Genomic DNA, 25688 nt, shown 5'->3' on the forward strand with positions numbered 1-25688 from the left:
CAGGCAGAGTGGTTAACGTTATTTCTTTTTGAGTGGTGAGGGTATCTCTCACCCGCTCGGATTTTTGATAATCAAATGGCTAGTCTCAATGACAGGAGAATAATTAAGACCAGCCATTCGATTAAATTTATTACGTTACTTCTTGCTTAGTGATTATTTAATTGGGGAGAAAATATCACTTATTATGCTTTTGCTTTTACATCTGCTTCAGGTTTTACATCTCGAGCAGCAATAAAGCCGTAGAAGATATAACCGAATAGAGTCAGGATGGTACCGCCGAATACTGCTTCCGCACCACAAGCGTACACACCGTAGATGCTGTAAATAACACCCAGAGTACCCACTGTCGCACCGAGGCGATATTGCGCTGGTGATACTTTGTTTTTACGTAGCATCACTTCCAGACCAGTCATAGACAGGATGTAAGGCACCATGTTTACGAATACTGCAAGGTTGAGTAGCGCGTTGAACTGATTTACCAAGTTTGGAGAAATTGTCATCACGGCCAGAGCAAGTTCTGCTGCAAGCATGATGAGCATACCCATGATTGGTGCACCCGCTTTGTTAGTTTTCGCGAAGATTTTAGGGAACAAACCTTCATCAGCCGCTGCTTTAGATACTTGCGCATTGGTGAACTGCCAACCTAGCAGAGAACCGATACATGCAATAACCGCTGCCAGAGTAACGACGTTACCAACTGTTGGGTTGAACATTTCGCTGAATACAAGACCAAATGGTGCTGTAGATTGAGCCAGTTCCGCGTTAGGAATAATACCTTGGATTACGGTGGTAGACAGAATGTAAACAACCGCTGCGAAACCTGTACCAAACAGTACTGCAAGAGGTACGTTACGTTCTGGGTTTTCTACAGCATCCGAGTTCGCACCCGCTGATTCAATACCTAGGAATGCCCACAATGTCAGTGCAATACCAGAAGATACTGAGTGCATTGTTGTGTCGTGGTGTGGGTTCCAAGCAGCCATAAAGGTTTGTGGATCGAACCACCACCAGCCGATGACAGACAGGCCCAGCACAGGCAGAATAATACCCCAAACAGTGAATGATGAGATTTGACCGGTAATTTTTGGACCACCGAAGTTAGCCACCATAGTGACAACCAAGATCGCAACAACACCATAGAATGTGTGTACTGGGGTGTTTAGCCAAGGCATAAACGGTTTGATGTAACCTACCGCTGAAACTGCAATTGCCACACAGCTAATAACCAGACATACGTAATATGTGTATGAGGAAATAAAGAAGGAGGATTTTCCGTGCGCTTCTTCTGAGTAAGCTGACATGCCACCAGAACGTTTACAGAAAGCACCACATTTTGCGAATGTATAAGCAATACACATTGCACCTGCTGCGGTAATAACCCATGAAAGTAGAGAAATCGTTCCGACTTGCGCCAAACTTGCTGGCAGCATAATAATACCGGAGCCCATCATATTTACAGCAACGAGAACGGTTAGCCCAACCAATCCCATTTTTTTACTACTGGCATCTGAAGACATTAATTTAACCCTCAATTCAGACGAGATAGACAAATAAACTTGTTTTTTAAATAGCAATGCCAATTCCGTGGCAACTGTATTGTCAAAGGGCTTAATTTGATATTGGTGATAATTCAGAAATAACTAATCTGCTCTTACTACAGAAATATTCACAATGGATATATCGTGTGAATGCATCCATTAATGAATATGTTTTTCTTCACTAAAAACATATTCATCATACCCAAACAACTTGAAGATGCTTGAATTCAGAGGGCCTAAATACGTTCAATTCAAGGCAATTTTTCCTAGGAATAGTCATTCTATTTCAGGGAAAATTAACGAAGAAGTGAGCGTATTAAGGCTCTCCCTTCGGGCGAGTTGACTGACGCTGTGCTCTTTGTTGACCCTTTTTGATGTAGATGACTACACCTACAAAGGGACGCCGCAATCACAACCCCATTCAATCTCGCTGAATCCTGCATCTTCAGGTTGATTGGGTATCAATCGTTTAGACCGTACCGCTCTATTCGATGGAGGCTATTTTTCTCTTTTTTCGATTTTTTTAAACCCCTAAAAATGCAATCATCCGTTTCATAAATCATTTTTATTGTAAGCATTTAAATCACTATTCATTAGTACCCTTGTGTCCATTCACGACTCGCCTCCTCCCTCTTAAAACTTTGACACTCGTCACACAATGTCGGTAAATCAATGCGTTAGGTGACCGAAATCTATCACTCATGACGACAGTCACCCGCAGGGAAACGTTTGTACCCACTTCATGAATACGCAAAATTTATGGTGTTTCATGCATTTAAGAAATTTATCGTTTTTGTTTGGCAGGGGTGATTTATCTATCAGTGAGGCACCCTTGGCATGAACTATGCGCAACATTTCACCACCCACTGGCACTCGCTAAACATATGAATAGATTCATCTTGTTGTTTTGACGAGGTTATGATCAATGTATGCATAATACGCATGAGGTTTTTGCATTTTATTCACTTGTTTCATGCTCTTGATAAACCTACATTACGCGCGTCTGTCATCCCAGAGGCCTATATGTTTTCTCAATCTCTTGCAGCTCAGATTGCTAGGTGGCTCCTGGTGCTGATTGTCACCCTGTTCTTTGTTCACAACTGCGCACCACTAAGAAGTGCGTTAAGTGAATATGCAGTTGACGGTGGATGTCATCAACGCCACTCCACACACCCTTCTGGACACATGGAAGCAAATACGCCTTCCGTATCCCAACATCACTAACACTCACGTTAAGGTAGTTTCATGAGTATTTTCAGATTCCCAATGCTGGTTTGGCTGGGAATAGGCACGTTGATTATTAGCCTAGGGATCAGGCAATCTTTCGGTATCTTTATGATGCCAATTACTGACACTTTTCAGTCTGGTCGTGAGTTCTTTAGTCTAGCTATCGCCCTGCAAAACCTCATGTTTGGCGCGTTCCAACCTTTTATAGGCATGGCGGCTGATCGCTTCGGCGCAAAACGCATCATCGCTGCAGGCGGTGTGGCGTATGCACTTGGTCTTTACCTGACATCTATTGCGACAAGTACCGGTGTGCTTTACCTGTCTATGGGTATTTTGATTGGTTTGGGCTTGAGTGCGACAAGCTACGTGATTGTGTTAGGTGCGGTGGCAAAAGTGGTACCCGCTGAACACACCGCAAAAGCGTTTGGCCTGACAACGGCAATGGGTTCATTCGGTATGTTTGCCGTGATCCCTGGCGCACAATCATTATTGGCTAACTACGATTGGCAAACTGCCATGCAAGTATTTGCAATGGTTTGTACCTTGATGATTGCCTTCTCTGTCTTTATGAAAACTTCAGCCAAGAATTCCACCGTCTCGGCTGCTGAAGACAATCAAACACTGAAAGAGGCTTTGCAAGAAGCCTTCAAGCACCCAGGCTACTGGCTGATCCATGCTGGATTTTTTGTCTGTGGCTTCCAAGTGATGTTCATTGCAACGCACCTGCCTAGCTACATTTCAGATAAGGGATTACCGGGTGGTGTTGCTGCTATGGCCCTCGCTTATGTGGGGATCTTTAATATTTTCGGATCCTACTTCTGGGGCTTGATGGGCGACCGTTTCAATAAGCGCATTGTCATGACCAGTCTCTACATGATGCGTGCGGTGGTATTGGCCTTGTTTGTGATGCTGCCACTCACCACTGAATCAGCCACTATCTTTGGTGCAGCCATCGGCTTCTGTTGGTTAGGTACGGTGCCGTTAACCTCAGGTTTAGTGCGTCAGATCTTCGGTCCACGTTACATGTCTACACTTTACGGCTTGGTGTTTTTCACTCACCAAATCGGTAGCTTCTTGGGTGCATGGGTAGGCGGTCGAGTATTCGATTACTATGGCTCCTATGAACCTATTTGGTGGGCATCGGTTGTTCTCGCTGTAGCGGCAGCACTGCTCCACTTGCCGATCAACGACAAACCATTGGTGCGTGTTGCAACACCTGCAACGGCGTAATCGCTTCCTATATGACAGGCGTTTCGACGCCTGTTTTTTTTCTTTCTTCCCCTCTTCATTCTTCTCTTCGTTTACCGAATGACTATCTGTTAACTCCCCAACTAAAATCAAAACACATTAGATATCTGTTTTTGTTCAAACTTTAATCGTTTGAAATGCGTAGTACGCTAATAGAATGCTAGCTTGTAAGAATACGATAACGTTCAACACGCGATGAAAAAGACAAAGGCTGGTGCTCATGGGGAAACTGACCACGCTTGTTCAAGACACATCCCGAGGCAAACCCGCCGCAGGGGTCAAAATATCGCTCTACCGTATTGACGAGACAGGCCTCACGCCATTACTGACCACGTCAACCAACGCTATAGGAGAAACAGATGCCCCTCTGCTAGAGGACATGGCATTAATGTCCGGCCAATACCAAATGGTCTTTGAAACCGCCCCCTATTTTAAGAGCATCGACGCCTTACTCGACCCGATACCCTTGTTTGATGAAATTGTCGTTCGGTTTGGTATTTCTGACCACCAGCAAGACATCCACTTACCCCTATTCGTATCCCCCTTTAGTTATTCCATTTATCGAGGCCAATAAAAAAGCCAGCCCGAAGGCTGGCAAATGTTGGCAAAAGGATCATTCAAATAAAATGGGATAAGCTTGGGTGTATATCCAATCCGTTTCTTTAGCAGGAACATGACAGCCAAGACAGTCCGTTTGATAGTCTGTCGATGCATTTTTTGACAGTTCTCCGGGCTTAAACAATGCCCACCCCCAGCCTTCTCCCCATATTTTACTGTCCGAGAAGCGGTTTTTACTGTCTTTAACCATCACAAACCATTGCTTAAGATCTGCCGTTTCATAACTCACACCCGAGCCTGTTGTGAAATCCCCTGTGGCATGCGCGCGGAGCTCTTTAACAAGGGTGGCTCCATCGGGAAATTCACCGTTTTTTCGAAAAGCCTCAACCGATGAAGACTCGGTGTAAACACCGTGAAAGCCGCTTGCACCACCTTCTGGCACAAACCAAGATCCAAGATGCATCATGTTATCCCTAAAGTTCTCAGGAAAACTGATCGCGCCTTTTTCATCGACATAGGGTGACAACTCACTGCCTCCAGCAATAACACTCGCACTGGCGGCGACCGAGGCACTGAGTGCGACATATCGAATGAATTTGTTCATATCATCTCTCCTACTTCAACGTCGATGTAAAACCACCCGCAGCCTCTTCGCCCGTTCCTTTCCCCGCTCGAAGCACTGGATAGTACTGGGTAAACACAAAGTCATCTGCTGCCGCTGATTGATGGCAGGCATTGCACGATGCCGCAGGAAAAGGTTTTGCTACTTCCGTTAACGCATCATGATCTGGCGTTGAAAAGCTATAATACGACCAGTTCCCCGGCTCATTCGGATTATGTTTTTTACTTTTAATCGTCGCTTCTAGCCCAATGAATTCACCTTGGAAATAGCCATTGCCGCTGACCGCCGCTTTACTTCCCACGCTCACCAACTCTTTCATGATGATAGTGCCATCACGAAATTCACCTGTTTCTTTCCAATGCGCCCAGCTTTTGGGGTCGATATACACATTGTGATGCTCAGGAAAGGCTGCCTTCCCATTATTCATATCGTTTGGGGTAACGGGCGTACCGACATAAACCCACTCTCTGTAACCAGTGGGTCTTTGTAGCTCTCCGTCTTTAATTGTGAAGAATTCTTCCGCATTGGCGTTTGCCGAGAGCAGTCCTGCACTCAGAAAGACCAAGGAAGCAATCGTATTTGAGTTAATTGATGTCGACATTGCTTTTTTGATTTGCATTTCTCACCTCACTTACAAATAAAACGCTCAACAGTCCAGCGTTTGGCCTGAGTCTAGGCTACAGTTGAGGCAAGAGTTATCGCCCTAAGGCTCACATCAGTGCCCCAAAGAATCAAACACCAACAAACCTTCAATTTGCTTGCCGATATCCTTGAAACACTTAAGTTTCGCGGCACCATTTTTTTCAGTTCAGCCCTAAGTGCACCTTGGGGAATATTGCTTGAAAAATTGGGGTACCCACGATTTCATATCACCCTTCATGGCGAATGCTACGTGGGGACCGACCAAGATGCGTTCCTAAGAGCCAAGGAAATGGACATTTTTCTGCTTCCCAATGGCGACGCCCACTGGATAGCGGATGACCCCAACAACCCCAAAACGCCAAGCGAACGTGCTGTAAACGCCTGTGAGCTTAAATCACCGCTTTTCCAACACGGCCCAACAACACATAAGCTGATCTGCGGCATGGTGCAATTCGATGAGGGGTTAAGCCACCCCATCATGGACGCATTGCCCAGCGTGATTCATGTGGAAGGCATAGAACACGACAGCACTCTCTGGCGATTAGTCCAATTGATTGATGCGGAGATACGTGAAGCAGAGACTATCAATAGTCCAATGGCAGACAGATTGACTGAAGTGCTTTTTTTGAAGCTTTTACAGTTCCATGTCGATGAACATCATGAAACCTTTGGTTTTCTTCGTGCCATTCGCGACAAGCGCATTCATCAAGCACTGACATTGCTCCATGAAAATCCCGCTAATGATTGGACCCTCGAAGAACTGGGTCGAGGTGTTGGCATGTCTAAAGCCACATTGGTTCGACATTTTCAAGACGCTATGGGAATGGCCCCTATGGCCTATTTAAATCACTGGCGACGCTTAAAGGCATACCACGCATTGCGCTATACCAATGACTCAATGGACAAAATTGCAGTTTCGCTGGGGTTTACATCTGGGCGAACATTAAGTCGCTCGCTGGTTCGAGAATTGGGGCTATCACCTGCCGACATTCGAAACTTGTCATCACCATCTAACCCCAACAAATAAAGGAGCCCGAAGGCTCCTCTCTTTCACGTTTCTAAGGTTTCAAGAGTGACGTGTTAGACGTCGATTACTCTCTATCTTGGTCGAAGTCACCATGGAAGTGACCATGATCTGCCACTTCGCGCGAAGCCGACTTGATTTTCTCGCCGATTCGATGCTCATGCTCGTGCCCATCATCCACTGACAAAGTGCGTAGCGTTCTTTGTTCTGGTGCCGGGGTTTCATTTCGCGTATCAGCGTAAAGGTCATCACTCATCGCATAGAATGTCGCCACATATGCCAGAGCGCGGGAGTTCATCGTCAGTGCCTCGTTGGCAACATTGTTCAAGTCATCACACGCTTGGTGATAACATTTGTCGTATGCAACGTCGACTTCTCCACCAAACTGTTCAACTTCTTCCGCTGATTTAAGTTTCTCAGCACCTGTAAACAATCCGCCAAACGCGATTCCCCAGTCAGCAAAGCCCGAGTAATCCGAACGCTTGGAGAGTGCTTGAGGAACTGTCGACTCGTTTTTCTTGGTGAAGAATTCGTTAAACATCCCTTCGATGTGTGACGTACCTTCAGGTGGCTCAAAGTCACCAGGGTAGGCATTGTCAGGACTGTCTTTGGTATCAGACAAATCACCATCCATCACGCCATAGATATAATTTGGTGAGCCTATCATGTCGAAGTTTAAGTACATTTTAACTGGATTGATTTCTAGGTATCTCGCTTCAATCAATTCTCGATGTTCAGCAGTCAGCTCGCCAGGGTCTGTAATGCCGAGTTCTTCCATGATTTGCGTCTGCGCGTCTTGATAGTACGCACCGAACACTTCGTTGGTGTAGTACTCAGAACCCACCAAACCCGCTTCTTCAGCAGCCCACCACGCGAAACGTACTTTGTTTTTCTGGTGAACTGGCAAACGATTCAGTTTCTTTTTCAGACGTATGGCGTACTCAAGTACACCCGCAGTGCCAGAACCGTTATCATTGATGCCCGGCCCTTCCGGCACCGAATCCAAGTGTGCACCCAACATAACAATTTTATCAGGGTTACCTCGCGCAGTTTCTGCGAGGACATTTTGCGTCACCACTACTTCATCTTTGACGCCAATACTCAACGCAGCCGCGATGGAATCACCACCACCTTGTAATGCGTCATACCACGCTTTACCCAGATCGTACCTCGCACCAAACGCCGGAATAGTAGCCTCTGAATCGCTGCCCAAGGTACCATTTACAACGCCTTTTCTGCCGTCACTGTTGCCTTGGTTGAAGACTATTGCCCCCACCGCTCCCGCGGCTTCAGCATTGACAACTTTGGCATCAAATGTACACCCACCGCGTTGAATGACGGCCACTTTCCCTGCGACATCAACACCGTCAAAATCTGACGCTGTACAACCATCCGTATCATCATAGTCTGCTGAATCGAAATCAAAATCGGGTGTTACAAAGGCAATTTCAGCATTCAATGCTCCATCAGAACTTCCAGAGTACGACATGGCTGCATAGTCGGCGGGAATATCGTCTGTTGCATCACGCACATGTACCAGCGTTTGATCGTTTACGGTCAGCGTTGTCCCGTCTAACTCCACCCAGCTTCGAAAATCAAACGGTTGTAAGGTAACCTCATAACCATGTTTTTCTAACTTTCGCTTAATGTAATCAACAGAGTTTGCGTACCCGTCTGTTCCCGCTGCACGCGTAGTGGAGTTACCGTCTTCGGTCGCAACTGCCGCTCCCTCCATCGCTTCCAGATGATCGACTAACCTTTTTTCTTTAATCGATTTACTGACCTTTTTCGCTACCCAACGCGGATCTTCACAACCTGCGAAACCCGTGAGTAAAACAGCACTCACCGCAATAACGGTGGCTTTCTTTACGTTTAACTTGAATGTATTCATAGAAACTGTCCTTTTATATGACGTAACTAGTCAATCATTCAAAATAAAAACCAACCAGAACCAAAAATAATTAAACCCCAAAAAGTAGGTGTTCTCTCACAAATTAACTGAGTTGTACGGAAATACTAACCATCGATATCATTACCAATGTTTGTACACTCTCTTATTAATTGGCATCAATGTGTAAATAAGACCTTAAGCAATTAACTCCACTTCTTATCGATAGTTATTTAAACAGAACAGAAAAAACCTCAATATAAATATCCAACATCAACAATTATCTTTAACATCTAATGAATAGTGATGCAGACACTTGGTGGCCTCGACCTCAAAAACGCAAAGCAAACTAGGCATTCATTACCACTTTCAGTCTCTTATTCGAGATTCCGTGTCTGGGATTCTTTATAGGCAATTACACACAGGTTCAAAAAATCAACGCGTAGGATACTTTAGAAAGCGGCATCAACCTTTCATACTAAAATAGTATGAGAATCTCCCCTGCGTTTCGCTATGCCAGCGATTCAATGAACAACATCGCCATTTTATTTGGGTTAATATCAGATAGGACAATTAGCCAAGGCTTAATGCGAGAATTTGGCATATCCCTTGCCAAGCTCTGACGTCTTTCTGCCAATAAGACACAGCCAAATCCACCATGAACCGCCTATACTCTTATCCACGCTTGGGTATATAAGACAACGGAAAAATTTGTACGCTGGAGAAACGAACATGTTGTTTGCTATCGGTTCCATTCTGCTTTTACTCATCATCCTCTATATGTTGATACCCAATCGCACACTTTTTCATAGCGCAGTTAACACCGAGCGACATCTTGCAAAGCTCACTCGTAAAAGCGTTTCAATTGATGATGGGGAGATCGTTTATCTCGAAGGTGGCTCTGGGCAAACGCTACTTATGTTGCATGGGTTTGGCGCTGACAAAGATAACTGGGTACGAATGGCGAAACACCTTACCCACCGATACCACGTCGTTGCACCAGATCTCCCCGGCTTTGGTGAAAGCGTGAAAAATCCAGACCTCGATTACGGCATTAGCGACCAAGTAACGCGGCTTCACCAATTTGCTTCGGCAATAAACCTTGATGAATTCCATATTGGCGGAAATTCAATGGGTGGGTATCTCGCCGGCAATTATGCCGTCCAGCATGCAGATAAAGTGATTAGCGTGGGCTTACTGAACCCTCTGGGCATTGCCTCTTCGCCAGACAGTGAGATGTTTGCAATGCTTCGCCAACATCAAAGACCAAAAGTACTGGTCGGAGACAGTAAGCAATACCGAGAGCTGCTTGCCTTTGCGTTTTACAAAGTGCCTTTTATCCCCAGTTTTGTTGTTGAAGAGTTAGCCAAGCAAGCACAGGAAGACTTTCCACTTCATGAAAAAATATTTCAAGACATCCATGCTATGTCCAATGGCCAACCGCATTTTAGCGATCCTTTAGATGTTGTTCTCAGGTCTATACAAAAACCTGTATTGATCATCTGGGGAGATAGCGACCGGATATTGCACCCAAAAGGAGCCAGCATTCTTCAATCATCGATTCCTAATGCCAAAGCAGAGGTTATGAAAAACATGGGGCATTTGCCCATGATCGAATCTCCGTCGAACACAGCAAAGATCTATCTCAATTTTATTCAATGCTCAACACAGTAGTTTTTAGCGGGTTAACTCACTTTAATCCCATATTCTGCATCTCTCAGAGACAAAGCTCTGCTAAATGAAAGAAAAGTGTCATCTTTCATGATTGGGAACTGTGTGTAGTTTACGAGAGTTTTGGTTTATAGCCCTTCACTCCTCGCTTGTCTGATGGCTCTGGATGATAACCTAATATCCAAATTGCAATCTTTCGATTGCTTTATTCCCTAAAACGCTAAAAGTGGCAATGTATACACGCAACTCTTCCTTTGGTTTGCGTCTTGTTACTTGTCGGTTTGCAACATAGTCAGCTTAACTTCAAGGATATGAAACCGAGTATTTTTCTGCGCATTAGGCCGATCCTGTTTACCATTTTCGGCTTTGCTATTAGCCACAATCTCTTTTTCATCATGCTTCCCATACGCATGAAGGAGGACGGGTACGAGACTGCCGACATCGGCCTAGCCATGAGTATGTTTGCGGTTGGGGCAATTTGTGCAGGATTGTTTGGTTCCAGAGCCGTGCTTCGCGCCGGACACATTCGCGCATTTGCTTCTATGGCCGCAACACTATCCATCGTGTCCGTTCTTCATAGCTATAACACCGATATATGGGTAACGGCACTGCTGAGAATGATTGCGGGGTTTTGCTATGTGACCTCATTCATTACCTTAGAAAGTTGGCTGAATGTGCTCAGTGACAGAAGTAACCGAGGGAGAGTGTATGGCACATACCAAATCTGTTTCGCAGTAGGTTTTGGTACCGCGCCGTTTCTCTTTAGTGCCTTTAACGAGCAAGACCCGCGCTTGTTCGGACTTATTTCGGTCTTCTTGTGCTTTTCACTCATTATCATGTCGATGAGCCGGCTTCCTGCGCCTGAGTTACCCGCAAGAGCATCTCCCATCTCAGTTAAGAAGCTCTGGCAGTATTCGCCATCTGGCACCATGGCATGTTTTTGTGCAGGGCTTATCAATGCTGCAAGCGTTTCGCTCATATCGCTTTATGCATACAGCAAAGGGATCTCCGGTGTTTGGCTGTCGCTGATCCTTGGCTCCTACCAAATGGGCGGATTGCTTACACAGTTTCCTGCAGGTTGGCTTGCAGACAGATTCGACAAACGCCTTGTAGCATCAGGGTTGATGTTCATGGGTATCATCAGTAACAGCTTGATCGTGCTCGATAACTTCTACCCATACCCCATTGAATTGCTCGCGGTGCTGTTTTGGGTATCAGGCGGATCAGGCGTGGCACTTTTTCCATTGGCCGTCACGCAGGTTTTCGACCATATCGATCCAAAAGAAGCCATGCCCACCACCAGCATGATGCAAATTTTGCTGGGTATCGGCGGCGTCATCGGCCCAATCGTTGCCAGCTTCCTCATGTCTGAATTCAGTGTCGTTTGGCTTTACTACTACATCATCGCAGTCCACATCTTTGTCTTGGTGTTCCTGATGGTGCGAAAACTCTTTGTCCGCACCGAAACTCTGCCCGCAGCGACGTCATTCAAGGTCAATGTACAGCCTATCCCCGGCGCGTCTGAGCTTGACCCTATGGTTAACTTTAAAGATACCGAGAAAGCCAACCCAGAGTTAAAACTCTTGATCGCGGCATTAGGCCTTAACCCATCTAATCCGGGTCTGTTGTTTAAGCTCGCCCTAGAAGGTTCTTCGTTGAATGCGAATGACGTGGCGAAGAATATTGTGCTTGCCTACCCCAAACGCTCGGGAGAAATGCTCACGCACTTACTCACACAATTCCCGAAACGACGTTTAGAAGTCGCCTATTCACTGCATGACTTGTTTATCCTTCGAAAGGAGCGCATTAACGTGCTGTTAGAATCAGCACTTTTAGACGGGGCGACAGAGCAGGAAAGAAGAAAAATCACCGAACTGCTAGACGAGATTACCTATCAGTCCGATGATAAAAACACCGGTGAGAAAGGAAACCGTTAGCGTCCTTTCCTTGGACAAGACATCACATTGAACTGCTTATCAAAACAAATACCGAACTCATGGCGAGTTTGGTGAAGCCAAATGTGTTTGAGTTCGGGGTTTTTTTCACGCATCCAGCGCACAGCGCGTTTAGCACTGAGTTCGCCCGGTGGTACAGTAAACTGCTGGGCCAATGACAATGTTTTGTCAAAGTACTCCTCAGGGTCATCAAAGTCGCAGGCACCATGTTTTTCCCACTGCCCCTGCAGCAATTTGGTACCGGGACTCATACACAAATAGGGTTTGATTGTTTCCAAGGGCAAGGGCTTCAAATCGCCTTTACAAAATCGAGGATGACCTTTGTTATTACCGGACTTGTACGCCTTTTCTGACTCCCCCCACAAACCGTGGATAACCCAGCCAAATTCATTATCTGACTGACATTGAAACTTCACACCACGATCGCGTTTCTTTCGCGCCATATACTCACAAAAGCGCGGTGAATTTGAGTACACCAGCAGAAAGAAATCCGTATCAGTGTGTTTATTTTGGTAGTCCAACCGATTGTCGTACTGCTTGTTAAGCACCCCTGCATCGATATTACAGCTTCCGTTGTCGTATCTTTCTGCAGCAACAGATGACCCAATGCTGGCCAGAATAAATCCAGAGAGCAAACAATGTCTCAATAGGTTCCTGAGTAAAGCAGCCACGTATTCTCCTCAACGTTTTTCGGCAGTCTCTTTGCGCGGAAAGATAGCCTCGCTGCCTCAAAAAGTCACATTAAATTGGGGCTGTCATGCTGGAGTCTCTCACTTAATGCGTCTCAGTGTCGCTGGCACAATTAGTTTATGTACTGGCCCAACAACACACATATATACACGTCCTATTGTATTGTTGATATGTACCACTGAACTTGCAGTCACCGTTGCCTTGTCTCCATTCGACGCAATATGGAAAGACAGCTTCACGTTGAGATGCTTGTCTCTGTCTTCCATGATGACTTCGTTCTGAGACTTGTAAATCATTTGGAAAATCCCTACCTGATCGCCCACTTGATAATCGTCGCTGGATGTTTTTGGCGCAAAACTTTCAAAATTACCCAAATGTTTAAGGCCGATTTTAGACACCAGTGTATTTCGTAACTTCATCAAGTAATTCACCCACCCCGGCGTGCTATTCATCACCTTGAGATAAATTTCTAAAGCACTTTCACCCGAATACGCGATGACTTGCGAATGGTTATCTGAGAAATCAGCGTTTTCTATGTAGTTGTGCAATTCTGTAAATTCAGGAATCCCTTGCATACCCGCTCCTTAACACGCACCAATCGTGCTACTCAAACCAAGGTTCACCTTAGTCGTCGACTTAGCAACAAACAATGACGATTCGTCAAAAAAGAATGTTTTTCGGCGATATACATCTAGAAATGTCGTCAATATCTCACTGATTGGCAGCGTCAGATCTGACAACTTAGGCAATCGATTGCCTTCACAAGAAAACGTGGAAAATTTATTTCACCGCATTTGAAAATAATTGTTTGACTTACTTTTTCGACCCTATTAATATCCGCGCCCAGCAAAAACGGTCTTCTACGCAGGCCGTGTTTTCAAAGGGTTAACCCCTTAGCCAGCTGATCCCGGTCAGTTGCTTTTCCTTTTTTTAATAAATAGGGAAACAACAAAATTTCGGAATCGGCATGACCACGCAAACACACGCTTCACAATCATCATCTTGGCAGACAAAAGCAATCCTCAGCGTTGCATTCTTAATGGCAACGACCTCTGTCGGCCCAGGCTTTCTGACGCAAACCGCCGTATTTACCAATATCTACAAAATTGACATGGCTTTCCCTGTCTTCGCTTCCATGTTTATCACCTTCGGTATCGTGATGAACTTATGGCGTATCGTGGGTGTTTCTGGTCTACGTATCCAAGATATCGCAAACAAAATCGCCCCGGGCGCGGGTTACTTTATTGGCGTACTTCTGGCTCTAGGTGCAGTTGCATTCAACTTTGGTAACGTAAGCGGTGCAGCACTGGGTATTAACGTACTGACTGGCGTAGATACGACTTGGGGTGCGTTATTTACGGGAGTTGTAGGTTGTTTGCTATTCGTGGTTCACAACGCCTCTAAGCGCATGGATCAGATGGCGCGCTACCTAGGCCTGTTCATGATCGTTCTGATTGCTTATGTCGCAATGACAAGCCTGCCTCCAATGGGCGAAACGCTCGCTGCAGCTGTTATCCCTAGCGATATGGGTAGCCTTTTGCTTCCAACTCTGACTATCGTTGGTGGTGCCGTAGGTGGTTACTATACAGGTGCACAGCGTCTTGTTGATATTGGCCTGCAAGGCAAAGAGAACGTGGACTCCATCAAGACGGCTGCGTGGGCGGGTATTTCCATCGCCGTTGTCATTCGCATCCTGTTGTTCCTAGCAGTATTCGGTGTAATCGCTTCAGGGGCAGTACTCGACACGTCTAACCCAGCCGCTGACGCGTTCCGTCAAGGTGCAGGGGAAGTGGGCTACTTCATCTTCGGTCTGGTGCTCTTCGTTGCCTCTATTACGTCAGTCGTAGGTAACTCCTACATGGCCATTTCGCTGATTAAAACCCTTTTCCCTGTCGTTGCACGCAATGAGAAAGCATGGTGCTGCGGCTTCATCATTGTGACCAGCGTGGGTACTGTGATGATGAACATGCCAATCCTGCTTCTGATGCTAGCGGGTTTGGTCAACAGCATCATCCTGCCGGTCGTCCTCGCTTTTGTTCTGGCAGCAACTCGCCGCAAAGACATCGTTGGTGATTACAAACACCCTGTGTACCTGTCAATTGTGGGTGCGCTGATTGTGGTCGTCATGGCTGCGGCTAGCCTCAGCAATATCAACGGTTTCATCGCTAAGTTTATCGGTTAAGTTCATCAGTTAAATCGATTTTCGGCCACAGTAAACATGCTGTGGCCTACTCTTCCTTTGCTCTCCTTCACTCGCCTTCATCTTGTCAGATTTGCCGCTTTTCAACATTGGCAAGCTATATGCAGTCATTCCACTATCTAAGATTTCCTTGCTTATCAAGGATTGAAATAGGCAAAAATCAGCCATTTTGACTCTCAATATGACGATCAACATGCAGATTAGGAAAGCCGAAACAAATAAGGAGTAGGAATATGACGCGTTTACCTCTTTGGTTTAAATATACCTTGTCGGTATTGTCTATTACTCTGGCTCTCAGTTACCTTTCTGGAGAAGTCGTTAGGACGTACGAAACTAAGTACCTCGAAGATCGCATGGACGCACAAATTCGTGCCAACTTCTCTGCACTGACAGAAGCACTATCAGAAGACGTACTTACCCAACAAACCGGTGCCCTCAACGCCAAACTCGATCGCATGGCTCAACATTATCCCGACCTCTGTTATATTTCTATCGTCTCTCAAAACGACTCAGAAATTGGGCAATGGGGTGATCGACCACACGACGATAATCCTATGGCTCTCAACTTCAGCAACCTTGTCGAGTTCGATGGACGCTCAATCGGAACAATGCGAATTTCGATGAGTAAAAAACAAATGATGGCCGATATTTCAAAACACGTTGAAGAAGTTCGCATCTACTCAGCGGGTCTTCTGCTCACCCTTGCCTTGCTTACCATGGTTGTTTCTCAATATCTTGTTCTTCTGCCGCTGTCTCGCATCAACAAACGTCTAGTAAATATGTCCTATACCGACGAAATACTCGACACAAAGAGCGATGAGTTGATGCGCTTGAACAAGGGTGTAAATGTGCTCGAACGCCTACTTAGTCAGCATGTGAAACGCGAGTCTGAGCTAATGGAAGCGAAGAAAACCGCCGACTCAGCCAACATCGCTAAGTCGCAGTTTATTGCAACCATGAGCCATGAAATTCGCACCCCAATGAACGCGATTATGGGGGCGTTAGACATCTTGCAAGAAGCCGAAATTCCTGCACATTGCCAACCTCTCGTTGAAATGGCAGACGATGCCGCCAACCTATTGCTCAATCAGTTAAATGACGTTCTGGATTATTCGAAGATTGATATTGGTGCGCTAGATCTTCACGAGACAGAGTTCGATGTCAGCGAGCTCAGCAAAAATGTCCTCGCACTGTTTCACAGCACAGCCAAAGAGAAAGGTATCGAGCTGCTGTTTGATGATGAGCTAAACCATCGTTTCCTCGCCACTTGCGACAAAGGAAAGCTGTCTCAAGTGCTCACTAACCTCATCTCCAATGCCATGAAGTTTACCGATGACGGCGAAATTGAAATCGTCCTTAGCCATGGCTTCCCTCGCGGATTGAAAATTCAAGTCAGGGACTCGGGTATCGGCATCGCGCCAGAGCACCGCAAAATCATCTTTGAGCCATTTACTCAAAAAGACGGCACTTTCTCGCGCATTCATGGCGGCACCGGCATGGGACTCGCGATCTCACAACGGCTTATCGCCTTAATGGGTGGAGAGCTCACATTATGTAGCCAAGTCGGTGATGGCAGCGAATTCACCGTTTTACTTCCCTGCGACATGCGATTCCCAGAAGAATCCGATGTAAAAGTGGAAACAAGGAAAGCGTACCGCACTGAAGATGCCGTGAATATATTGATTGTTGAAGACAATCCAGCAAACCAATTGGTTGCTCGCACGATTCTCGAGATATCAGGATTTAATGTAACAACAGCGAGTAACGGAATAGAAGCCATTGATGCAATAAAGCAAACCAAATTCGCCTTGGTTTTAATGGATCTTCAAATGCCGGAAATGGATGGGTTTGAAGCCTGTAAGGAAATCCGCGAACTTGACGAGCAAAGTAAAACCTTACCCATTTTGGCGATGACAGCCAACGTCAGCCAGCAGGACAGAGATCGCTGTAAGCGTGTGGGCATGGATGACTTTATTGCCAAACCAGTAAACCGTAGAACCATGCTCGATATCATTGACAATTGGATGGGCAAACAACACGAAATTTTTGACGCGTAATCGCAACTTGATTTACGCAGCTTCTATTACACAGAAGCTGCGTAAGTCCTTTTTCTACTCTATAAGCAAGTACTTATACACCCTTTCGCCACCTCTCGCTTTACGCTCTTTTATCCTTCGAAAAGTTGACCGTTCGGCCAGATATTACTAGTTTGAGTCTATACAGTATGCACGCCGCTCATCGACAAATTGCTGTTTTCTCACCCCACTATTTGTCATGAAAAACGCATGTGATTGACATGCTTTCTACCTAACGTAGTTGCTAATTCTCGAGGGAGGTTGTCATGGAAGTTTTTATTCGTCGGTTACCCAAAGTTGAACTACATCTGCATATTGAAGGGTCTTTAGAGCCAGAGTTGATGTTCGAAATGGCCGAGAGAAATGGCATCAGTTTGCCCTATAGCACGATTGAAGAAGCCAGAAATGCCTATCAGTTTGAAGACCTTCAATCTTTCCTGAATATCTATTATCAGGGCGCAAACGTGCTCGTCACTGAGCGGGATTTCTTTGACCTCACTTGGGCGTATCTGCTGCGCTGCAAAGCAGATAATGTCATTCACACGGAAATCTTCTTCGATCCACAAACACATACCGCCAGAGGGATTGCATTTGATACGGTGATCAATGGTATTTTCCATGCACTGCGCCAAGGTGAAAAAGAACTCGGCATCACCAGTAAATTAATCATGTGTTTTCTTCGTCATTTATCGGAAGAAGAGGCATTAGAGACGCTTGCACAGGCAGAGCCTCACCTCAATCGTATCGTTGCTGTCGGTCTCGACTCTTCAGAGATAGGGCATCCGCCTGCGAAATTTCAGCGCGTGTTCACCAAGGCGTTGGCAATGGGCTTGAAAACCGTCGCACACGCAGGTGAAGAAGGCCCAGCGAGTAATATTTGGGATGCCATGAATCTGCTAAACGTCAGTCGAATCGATCACGGCGTGCAATGCACGGAGGACCCCGTTCTTGTCGCGGATCTTGCTAAATCTCGGATGCCTTTGACCGTCTGCCCACTTTCAAACATCAAGCTCCGTGTGTTTGATTCCATGTCAGACCACAACATATTAACGCTATTGGACCAAGGCTTATGTGTCACCATCAATTCAGATGACCCTGCGTTTTTTGGCGGCTACATGACGGACAATTTTCTCGCCGTCAACAACGCACTCCATCCAAGCAGAAGTCAATTGGTCCAACTCACAAGGAACGCGATTGAGGCTTCCTTTATCAGCGACGAAGAAGCGAATACGCTGAACGCTGCCCTCGATGAGTTTTGGGCTAATCATGGAAATGACGCATAAAAGCATGAGTAAATCGTAAAGGTCAAAAAATACACTACTGCGCAAAGATCAGCGGCTAAGCTCTAAAAAGGAGGTACTGAGTTACGCCTAAGGACGTGGCGAAGACATCACCGGAAGGAAAGGGGCCGCTGTGCGCGCAGAATACACCTCGCTAAAAATTGGTATACCCAAGTATGCGCGATGCTGGGCTATATCCGTTGCATCATTTCTTGGCACCTTGCTTTTACTATTCTGTGTTTATGCTGTATTCCAACACTACGATTGGGGACACCCAATTATAAAACTGCTGTGTTTCACAGCACTGTTCGCGCTGACAGCACTCATGTACACGCACAAATCTCAGCGCGATGGCGTTGGCTCGCTCACCTTAAAAATTGAAGCCATGTTTGCGCTGGTATTACTCAGCGTCATAGTGGTGAACATGCTATCTACGTATCTTCCCTATGTAACTGCTGGTCCCACTGTTGATATTGGCTATACCACGCAACGGGCCGCAGAAATACTCCTGTTACAAGGCCAAAATCCCTATCTCGACCAGACCATAAATATCAGACCTGAACTGGCACCTGAGCATAGAGGGTTCCATTATGGCCCCGGCATGATCATCGGCTATGCCTTGTCGGCTTTCTTACCTGATCTCGGGTACAAGTTAACGAGCCTGTTCTACCTTGCTGTGACGGCTATTGCCTTGTGCATGCTGATTAGCCACACCCTGAAATCCAAAGGTAAATGGGAAGTCTACTGTGCCTGCCTTGTAGCCATGCTGCTTTTTTTCATGCCGGAACGACTTTGGTATGAAGTGCTGAAAGTAGGTGCCAACGATATTTTCCCGGTTGCATTGCTATTGGTAGGGTTGGTGTTCGTTCAACGAGAAAAATGGCTGATTGCGGGTTTTTTGATGGGACTGTCATTTGCGGCCAAATTTTCACCTGCTGCTTTCTTACTCGCAATGTTCCTAAGAACGGGCATTAACCTGAATTTCCTGATTGGCTGTGTATTAGGTGCATCTCCCCTCCTTGCCATGATGGCTTGGGACTATCACGGATTGGTGGAGAATGTGTTTATCTTGAGGTTTACCCTTCACTACGATGCGACAAGTTTATATTCCGTCACACCAGAAGCCTTCCATATGCTGTTCCCACTTACGCAATTAGGTGCGTTGGTGTATTTGATTCGGCGCAATATGAAGAAATCACTGACAATAGAAGATGTTATCGTTTGCTTCACGCTTTTACTCATTGTCGTTGAGGTGACATTCAAAGAGATCCATGCCAATCACCTTATCTGGTTCTATCCCCTCATCGCATTTATCGCGACCCTCTACCGTCACAAGGTATTTCCCAAAAGACCTTAGACTTTAACCCCATACCGACTGACACTATATCTTCCCCCTCTCAGCCACTTGGCTTTCGCACTTTTAACACCGAATCTCACGGGACGTCATCTACTATTTTTATATGCGTTTTGTTCGCAACAAAGCGCGTAACATCGCTGTTGCAAATGAATATTTTTGCACTGGGACTTGTGCTCTAGGTCAACATTATGAGATAACGTCGCCTCATTTTTTCGCGCTAAAGGAATTTTGTCCGGCAAAGAATGCCTGCAAACGCGCTAAAATTCGCTCTTGGAAGAACATTAAAAATAAGGATCTCGCACGTTAAGGAGGATGTGGAGATAGCAGAGGGTTTATGAATCAACTAATTTCTGTCGGCGCACTAGAATCCTTCCTCATCGCCATTTTTGTACTATTTCTCGGCCATTTCATCAATGCCAGAGTTTCGATTCTAAAAAAGTTTAACATCCCTGAACCCATTGTCGGTGGCTTGGTTGTTGCCAGTGCCATTACCGTATTGCACCTCAATGGGATCGAATTAGAGTTCCACCTGCCGTTGCAACACACTTTTATGCTGATGTTTTTTGCAACGGTCGGTTTGGCGGCGAACTACACGCAGCTGATCAAAGGCGGTGCAAAAGTATTCGTTTTCTTAGCTGTGGCTTCACTCTACATCGTGCTGCAAAACGGCGTGGGCGTGACGCTAGCAACTGCGTTAGGTTTAGACCCTTTAATGGGACTGATTGCGGGTTCAATTACGTTGTCCGGTGGACACGGTACTGGCGCAGCTTGGGCACAAACTTTCCAAGACGTTTATGGTATGCATAACGTACTGGAAATCGCCATGGCATCGGCCACCTTTGGCCTGATCATGGGCGGTATCATCGGGAGCCCTGTCGCACAGCGTCTGGTTCAGCGTTTTAACCTGAAATCCCAGTATGGCAACACCAACAACACCCATGAGCAGTTCCCAGAATTGGTCACCTACAACGAAAACGAGCAAGACAAAGTCACCGCGAAGAAAGTGATAGAGACACTTTTCGTATTGCTGATCTGCGTAACGGGTGCCAAGTATCTGGAACTTTGGGTGCGTAGCTTTGAAATAAGCTGGCTGATGATCCCTGACTTTGTTTACGCCTTGTTCATTGGTGTTGTGATCACCAATGTACTGGAAGTCTCTAAGGTAAAAAGAATGGACGTGGAAACCGTCGATATTCTTGGCACCGTTTCATTGGCACTGTTCTTAGCGATGGCTTTGATGAGTCTGAAGCTATGGAATATCTTGGATCTGGCCGTGCCGTTCCTGATCATTCTGATGGTGCAATCCGCTATGCTGGCCGTATTTACGTACTTCGTGACGTTCCGAATCATGGGTAAAAACTACGATGCAGCAGTCATAGCTAGTGGACACTGTGGCTTCGGACTTGGCGCAACGCCTACGGCGGTGATGAATATGGGCTCTGTGGTTAACCGTTTTGGTCCGTCACCTCAAGCGTTCATGGTCGTGCCCATTGTTGGTGCCTTCTTCATTGATATTGTGAACCTGATTATTCTTCAGACCACGCTAAGTATCATCGGCTAAAAACAGCATATTGATGTTCAACGAGCAGACGTGACCATGTCTGCTCGTTCTTTCCTTTTGGTTGTTCCTGTCGCAATCTTTAGCATGTTTTAACTAAGGTTAAGAATATGCTTAAGGCAGAACGTAAATCTCGACTGTGAATTAACATGCGCTCTTACGATATTTTTGCTTTAAAACACACCCGCTTACTCTACATGTTGCGCGTGTCTTTCGTTTTTGGGGTTATCCTTCTGATCACCCGTGCTTTTACCATCCCCTACGGTTACTGGGCTCTGATTACTGCCGTCACGATTCTTGGGGCAATTCCTTTTGTTGGTGGCGTACTATCCAAAGCCAAGCAACGGGTCACGGGTACGGTTATTGGGGCCTTAATGGGCCTCGCACTCTTTCTTATTCCACCGCAGTACCACTGGACTCACCACATCGCATTCTTTGCACTGCTCGTCGCTGCCATGTATTGCACTCAGGAAAAATATGCCTATGCGTCTCTGATGGCAGCCATCACCATCGTTATCGTCGCCGGTGGTGGTCCCGCAGATGTCGCAGCCGCAGGGTGGCGTATATTCAATGTTCTTTGGGCGGCAATTCTCACCATTTTGGCGAGTCTTTTTATCTTCCCCGCCAAGGCCACTGAACGTTTTATTTACCTGCTTGAACAATATCTTGTTGAGTGCAGCCATTACTATGCCAAGCACATTAAGCATGCGAAGCAAGGTAAGTTCCCACCTTCTCATGCAGAAAAGCTCAATACCATCATTGAAACCCAGCAATCTTTATTGCCGCATATGATGGTGGAGTCCGGCGTTAACAAGTCGGTTTTGAATGATATTCTTCTGATTGAAAAACGCTTATTTGCCGAGCTAGAAGCCCTGCTCAGTACACAATGGGAAAGCCAGCAAGGACAAGATGAGATCATGAATTTGGAAGGCTTGACCAAGGCGCAAAGTCAGCTCTCGGACAATTTTCAGGTACTGGCACAACAAGTTTCAGAGAAGCGAGTGACCGAAGTCGAGTGTATCGACATTCACCTTCTTAACCTGTCCAAAGAACAACTATGCCAATCAGCCAATGACATTAGCGATATCAGCTATTACGGTTATTTGTGGTTGAACCGCGAAATGGCAAGGCAGTTTATCCAGCTCAGCAAAGCAAGTACCGCGCTGTTTAAAACACCTTAACACGCCGTGTTCTCTGCCCTGGCTCTAATTTCAATGCATTTGTATTACCCAGGGCACGCTGTGATACGTAAGATGGCATAGCTCTTTATTCGCTCTACCAGCAAAGGATCGTATTGTGAACAGCATCTTTATCTCTTTCTCTCACACAGAACTGAAGCCCCTTGTAGAATCACTGATTTCTGCGTTGAATGGTTCGACATTGCTTCAACGGTGCCAAATACGCCCCTTTCACATCGCCGAGTTCGACGCCTTTCGCAAGGCTCCCATTGAAAACACCGTGCACTGTGTTTCACGTTCTCGCTGTTTGATAAACCTCATTGGGAAAGATCTGGGTGAAGTGCGCGCTGAAGGTAAATCGCATATTGAGTGCGAGGTAAATGCTGCTCTCGACAATCAGGTAGACGTACTCACTTTTCTTGTTGGGAAACACCACGCTGATAGCGCAACACAGCCAGAAAGCGTCCGCGAATTCCTAAGCGTATTACCGAGCCATTTTCTTCGACACCACATTCAGGACGAACACCAAGACGACATTGTCGATTCAATTGTTAAACAGGTAGAAACCTTCCTTTGGGCTTCACTAGGCTGTGATGATAACCCACGCATGCCTGAGAGTTCACTGCTGAAAATCGATGGTATTTCCCCGTCGACTGACACGACTGAAAGTCCACACCATGACCAATTTCGCCGTATCTTTGATAAACCGGATCCTTCGTTAGAGACCAACCCTATCGCGTCTTCATTGGCGCAGCGTAAAGACTGGGCATTCCAAAGTATGGAATTGAATCATCTCAGTGAAGCCACACAGAACTTGGTTAAAGCCACTGAAGAATTTGGGTCCGACTTTTTCAGTTGCTTCTGGCTTGGCCGTATTTACGCGTTGCAAACAGACACGTCTGCGAACTGGAAGTCCGCCATTCCATTGTCTGAGCGCGCAATATCTTCACTGAAAGAAGATGAAACCCTACTTGCTTCTGCCTGCAACTCACATATTGCTATCGCATATGCCCATATTGGGGATTTCGAAAAAGCAGCCCACTATTTTGATTTGGCATTAGCACAATATGAAACATTCGAGGTGCTAGAACGTAAAACCGACATGCTGCTAAACCAGTTCGCACTTAACAATAACCCTCATAACAAACAGTTGGCTGTTGAGGCGTTAAGCACATTTATTCGAACAAATCTTAAGTACTATCTCGCGGCATCTGAGCATTTCTCTAAGAAAAACCCGACCTCATTTGCAGAAGCCGAAGGAGATATTCACCAAGAACTCGATGCTCTGCGTGTGGCACTGACGGAAAACTATGGCGAACTTCAGCCATGGGCAGACAGCGCATTCAATATTGCGTTTCCTGAATCAACGTCTTTCCATGACTCCAACGATATTCTTCTCGCAATCTACGCGGCGAATCAGAAGATGTGGGAAAACTTCGCAGCACTGCGCGCCTGCAGCACGTCGCTTCTACAGTTTTACGAAAGCCATGCACAGCAAAGAAAAGATCTGGAAACCCATAACCTAAACCTAGATAACGACCATGGCGTGGCGATCAGCTTGATTGACGAGCTTGCCACTACCATTGATGAGCGCAAAACGACCAACGCGAAAGAAAGCGACCTACAAACACGCGTCAGCAAAGAAAAGCGCAACCTTGTCATCTGGGATATCAGCCTCCTCGCATCTCTGGGTATTTTGGCATGGTGTTACTTCCTGAAACCTGAGTTTATCTGGCTGTCTGCGGCACTATCTGTTGGCCTGTTGATCGTGAGGTTCTACTTCAAATCTCGCCACTCCGTTGCCACCTTACGGATAAAAAGCAGCAAAGCACACCGTCGGTTCATCAACGAATCTGTCACCGAGTTGGTCGAGAATGCAATGCACAGCATGGCCTTACCGCATATGCGTTCCATTGTTGAGCGTTTGAAGTCCGCACCTAATTACCTCAATCATGAAGATCTTGCGGCGACGAAATCCGCCTTAAATGATTTTGTAGAAAATCAGCGAAAAGCCGTCGACAGTGGCCTTGCCACATGGGAATTGAAGTCCCTGTCACTCAAAAAACTCATTCGAGAGTGGCTTGGGAAAGTGGCGCAATTTGAGCAACTTGCCAGCTCGTCAATCAATACAAACGTCACGGGAAGAATCAATCAGAGCCGTAACGTGCATTTTTTTCACCCCTCGTTACTGACGAACAACAGCGAAGGTATGTTTGGCGAACCGTCAGACAAACACTGTTTCCAGAAAGACGGCTCACAAATGCTAGCTTGGTTCGACAATCCCGTGAGCGCCATCGCGATGCAAGCCTTTTACTCGAACGAGAAGCCAGTAGCCGAAGCTACCTCAGAAAAAACGTTGGCTTAGTAAACAGTAAATACATCGATGTCGACAGATGAGCGAGCATTTCGCTCATCTTTACTCATCTGCGCATTGTAAGCATCGATCTCGCCTACCCCTGCGTTACGTCACCGCCTCTCTTTTTACCCACTTACCGTTACTCACCGCACCTTAAACAAAGCTTTGTTAAACACCGCTTTCTGAAACGCAGCTTTCCGAATCAAAGTTTCTTTAAAATAATTTTGCGTAAATTTTCGAATGCGCTGTCACTGTCGTTGGCATCAGCCGATGGCTACTATCACCACATCTCGACAACGGACAGGAATTGAACATGAGTTACGGTGACACAATCACAGCTGAACGCTTGAAAAACAAAATGAAGAACAAGGTACTGGGGATCTTTTTAAACTTTGCCCTTCCAGGCGTTGGGCACATGTACGCGGGCCACGTTATGAAAGGCATCATTACCTTAGTGGTGTTTATCGTCTGTATGTTCACTGCATTTTTGGTTGTGCCCGGTATTATCGCTTTCATTTTGTGGCTATGGGGCATGTTCTCCGTCAACAAAGACATCATTGCTTACAACGATGCACTGTTAGCGTCAGAACTCGACAAGCAAAAACAACAATAGCCCTTTGC

At 46.1% G+C, this 25688-nt stretch carries 20 protein-coding genes; 13 read left to right on the plus strand and 7 right to left on the minus strand.

Going from position 1 to position 25688, the window contains the following annotated elements; all coding sequences use genetic code 11:
• Positions 1-182 precede the first annotated feature (182 nt).
• Positions 183-1517, minus strand: a complete 1335-nt coding sequence (gene potE / locus LRP49_RS19475; RefSeq protein WP_274144139.1) for a putrescine-ornithine antiporter — start codon at positions 1515-1517, stop codon at positions 183-185.
• Positions 1518-2783: 1266 nt separating this feature from the next.
• Between potE and LRP49_RS19485 the strand changes: the two genes are divergently transcribed.
• Both LRP49_RS19485 and uraH read left to right on the plus strand, forming a co-directional pair.
• Complete coding sequence (locus tag LRP49_RS19485) at positions 2784-3995, plus strand: MFS transporter (RefSeq protein WP_274144142.1); 1212 nt, start codon at positions 2784-2786, stop codon at positions 3993-3995.
• A gap of 238 nt (positions 3996-4233) precedes the next feature.
• Positions 4234-4587, plus strand: coding sequence for a hydroxyisourate hydrolase (uraH, locus tag LRP49_RS19490; RefSeq protein WP_274144144.1), 354 nt, complete (start codon positions 4234-4236; stop codon positions 4585-4587).
• A 39-nt stretch (positions 4588-4626) separates the two neighbouring features.
• Here the strand turns inward: uraH and LRP49_RS19495 are convergent, their stop codons facing one another.
• A complete protein-coding gene (locus LRP49_RS19495; protein ID WP_274144145.1) occupies positions 4627-5175 on the minus strand; it encodes a cytochrome P460 family protein in 549 nt (182 codons plus the stop codon).
• Between the two features lie 10 nt (positions 5176-5185).
• On the minus strand, positions 5186-5812 hold the full coding sequence (locus LRP49_RS19500; RefSeq protein ID WP_274144146.1) for a cytochrome P460 family protein: 627 nt from the start codon (positions 5810-5812) through the stop codon (positions 5186-5188).
• A gap of 99 nt (positions 5813-5911) precedes the next feature.
• Between LRP49_RS19500 and LRP49_RS19505 the strand changes: the two genes are divergently transcribed.
• Positions 5912-6862, plus strand: a complete 951-nt coding sequence (locus tag LRP49_RS19505) for an AraC family transcriptional regulator (protein ID WP_274144148.1) — start codon at positions 5912-5914, stop codon at positions 6860-6862.
• Positions 6863-6926: 64 nt separating this feature from the next.
• Here LRP49_RS19505 and LRP49_RS19510 read toward each other — a convergent pair whose 3' ends face one another.
• Positions 6927-8750 (minus strand): M28 family peptidase, encoded by a 1824-nt coding sequence (locus tag LRP49_RS19510; RefSeq protein WP_274144150.1) that lies wholly within the window; start codon positions 8748-8750, stop codon positions 6927-6929.
• 729 nt (positions 8751-9479) lie between these two features.
• On the opposite strand from LRP49_RS19510, the gene LRP49_RS19515 reads away from it, so the two are divergent.
• Both LRP49_RS19515 and LRP49_RS19520 read left to right on the plus strand, forming a co-directional pair.
• The gene (locus LRP49_RS19515) at positions 9480-10421 is read left to right on the plus strand and encodes an alpha/beta fold hydrolase (protein ID WP_274144152.1); all 942 of its coding nucleotides are present in this window, start codon (positions 9480-9482) and stop codon (positions 10419-10421) included.
• Between the two features lie 308 nt (positions 10422-10729).
• On the plus strand, positions 10730-12355 hold the full coding sequence (locus tag LRP49_RS19520) for an MFS transporter (protein WP_274144153.1): 1626 nt from the start codon (positions 10730-10732) through the stop codon (positions 12353-12355).
• Here the strand turns inward: LRP49_RS19520 and LRP49_RS19525 are convergent.
• From LRP49_RS19525 to LRP49_RS19535, 3 genes are all read right to left on the minus strand, one after another.
• On the minus strand, positions 12352-13044 hold the full coding sequence (locus LRP49_RS19525) for a ribonuclease T2 family protein (protein WP_274144155.1): 693 nt from the start codon (positions 13042-13044) through the stop codon (positions 12352-12354). The genes LRP49_RS19520 and LRP49_RS19525 overlap by 4 nt on opposite strands.
• Before the next feature lie 99 nt (positions 13045-13143).
• On the minus strand, positions 13144-13638 hold the full coding sequence (locus LRP49_RS19530) for a DUF2867 domain-containing protein (protein WP_274144157.1): 495 nt from the start codon (positions 13636-13638) through the stop codon (positions 13144-13146).
• A gap of 9 nt (positions 13639-13647) precedes the next feature.
• Positions 13648-13812 (minus strand): hypothetical protein, encoded by a 165-nt coding sequence (locus tag LRP49_RS19535; protein ID WP_274144159.1) that lies wholly within the window; start codon positions 13810-13812, stop codon positions 13648-13650.
• A gap of 218 nt (positions 13813-14030) precedes the next feature.
• Between LRP49_RS19535 and LRP49_RS19540 the strand changes: the two genes are divergently transcribed.
• The 8 genes from LRP49_RS19540 to LRP49_RS19575 all read left to right on the plus strand — a co-directional run bounded on the left by LRP49_RS19540 (position 14031) and on the right by LRP49_RS19575 (position 25680).
• Positions 14031-15245: an NRAMP family divalent metal transporter gene (locus LRP49_RS19540; protein WP_274144161.1), complete on the plus strand. Its 1215-nt coding sequence runs from the start codon at positions 14031-14033 to the stop codon at positions 15243-15245.
• A 251-nt stretch (positions 15246-15496) separates the two neighbouring features.
• Positions 15497-17320 (plus strand): response regulator, encoded by a 1824-nt coding sequence (locus LRP49_RS19545; protein WP_274144162.1) that lies wholly within the window; start codon positions 15497-15499, stop codon positions 17318-17320.
• Between the two features lie 284 nt (positions 17321-17604).
• Positions 17605-18621, plus strand: a complete 1017-nt coding sequence (locus tag LRP49_RS19550) for an adenosine deaminase (RefSeq protein WP_274144164.1) — start codon at positions 17605-17607, stop codon at positions 18619-18621.
• Positions 18622-18751: 130 nt separating this feature from the next.
• Complete coding sequence (locus LRP49_RS19555) at positions 18752-19975, plus strand: glycosyltransferase family 87 protein (protein ID WP_274144165.1); 1224 nt, start codon at positions 18752-18754, stop codon at positions 19973-19975.
• Between the two features lie 334 nt (positions 19976-20309).
• Positions 20310-21536 (plus strand): sodium/glutamate symporter, encoded by a 1227-nt coding sequence (gene gltS / locus LRP49_RS19560; RefSeq protein ID WP_274144167.1) that lies wholly within the window; start codon positions 20310-20312, stop codon positions 21534-21536.
• 146 nt (positions 21537-21682) lie between these two features.
• Complete coding sequence (locus tag LRP49_RS19565; protein WP_274144169.1) at positions 21683-22714, plus strand: FUSC family protein; 1032 nt, start codon at positions 21683-21685, stop codon at positions 22712-22714.
• 115 nt (positions 22715-22829) lie between these two features.
• Entirely contained in the window at positions 22830-25076 is a 2247-nt protein-coding gene (locus tag LRP49_RS19570) for a hypothetical protein (RefSeq protein ID WP_274144171.1), read from the plus strand.
• A gap of 304 nt (positions 25077-25380) precedes the next feature.
• A complete protein-coding gene (locus LRP49_RS19575) occupies positions 25381-25680 on the plus strand; it encodes a hypothetical protein (protein WP_274144173.1) in 300 nt (99 codons plus the stop codon).
• The last annotated feature ends 8 nt before the right edge of the window (positions 25681-25688 follow it).

The sequence above is a fragment of the Enterovibrio qingdaonensis genome (assembly GCF_028683135.1).
GTDB lineage: Bacteria > Pseudomonadota > Gammaproteobacteria > Enterobacterales > Vibrionaceae > Enterovibrio > Enterovibrio qingdaonensis.

Bases quoted from the DNA above. Each gene is read 5' to 3' on its own strand.
- potE (WP_274144139.1), bottom strand. From the start codon at position 1,517: ATGTCTTCAGATGCCAGTAGTAAAAAAATGGGATTGGTTGGGCTAACC.
- LRP49_RS19485 (WP_274144142.1), top strand. From the start codon at position 2,784: ATGAGTATTTTCAGATTCCCAATGCTGGTTTGGCTGGGAATAGGCACG.
- uraH (WP_274144144.1), top strand. From the start codon at position 4,234: ATGGGGAAACTGACCACGCTTGTTCAAGACACATCCCGAGGCAAACCC.
- LRP49_RS19495 (WP_274144145.1), bottom strand. From the start codon at position 5,175: ATGAACAAATTCATTCGATATGTCGCACTCAGTGCCTCGGTCGCCGCC.
- LRP49_RS19500 (WP_274144146.1), bottom strand. From the start codon at position 5,812: ATGCAAATCAAAAAAGCAATGTCGACATCAATTAACTCAAATACGATT.
- LRP49_RS19510 (WP_274144150.1), bottom strand. From the start codon at position 8,750: ATGAATACATTCAAGTTAAACGTAAAGAAAGCCACCGTTATTGCGGTG.
- LRP49_RS19515 (WP_274144152.1), top strand. From the start codon at position 9,480: ATGTTGTTTGCTATCGGTTCCATTCTGCTTTTACTCATCATCCTCTAT.
- LRP49_RS19520 (WP_274144153.1), top strand. From the start codon at position 10,730: ATGAAACCGAGTATTTTTCTGCGCATTAGGCCGATCCTGTTTACCATT.
- LRP49_RS19530 (WP_274144157.1), bottom strand. From the start codon at position 13,638: ATGCAAGGGATTCCTGAATTTACAGAATTGCACAACTACATAGAAAAC.
- LRP49_RS19540 (WP_274144161.1), top strand. From the start codon at position 14,031: ATGACCACGCAAACACACGCTTCACAATCATCATCTTGGCAGACAAAA.
- LRP49_RS19545 (WP_274144162.1), top strand. From the start codon at position 15,497: ATGACGCGTTTACCTCTTTGGTTTAAATATACCTTGTCGGTATTGTCT.
- LRP49_RS19550 (WP_274144164.1), top strand. From the start codon at position 17,605: ATGGAAGTTTTTATTCGTCGGTTACCCAAAGTTGAACTACATCTGCAT.
- gltS (WP_274144167.1), top strand. From the start codon at position 20,310: ATGAATCAACTAATTTCTGTCGGCGCACTAGAATCCTTCCTCATCGCC.
- LRP49_RS19565 (WP_274144169.1), top strand. From the start codon at position 21,683: ATGCGCTCTTACGATATTTTTGCTTTAAAACACACCCGCTTACTCTAC.
- LRP49_RS19575 (WP_274144173.1), top strand. From the start codon at position 25,381: ATGAGTTACGGTGACACAATCACAGCTGAACGCTTGAAAAACAAAATG.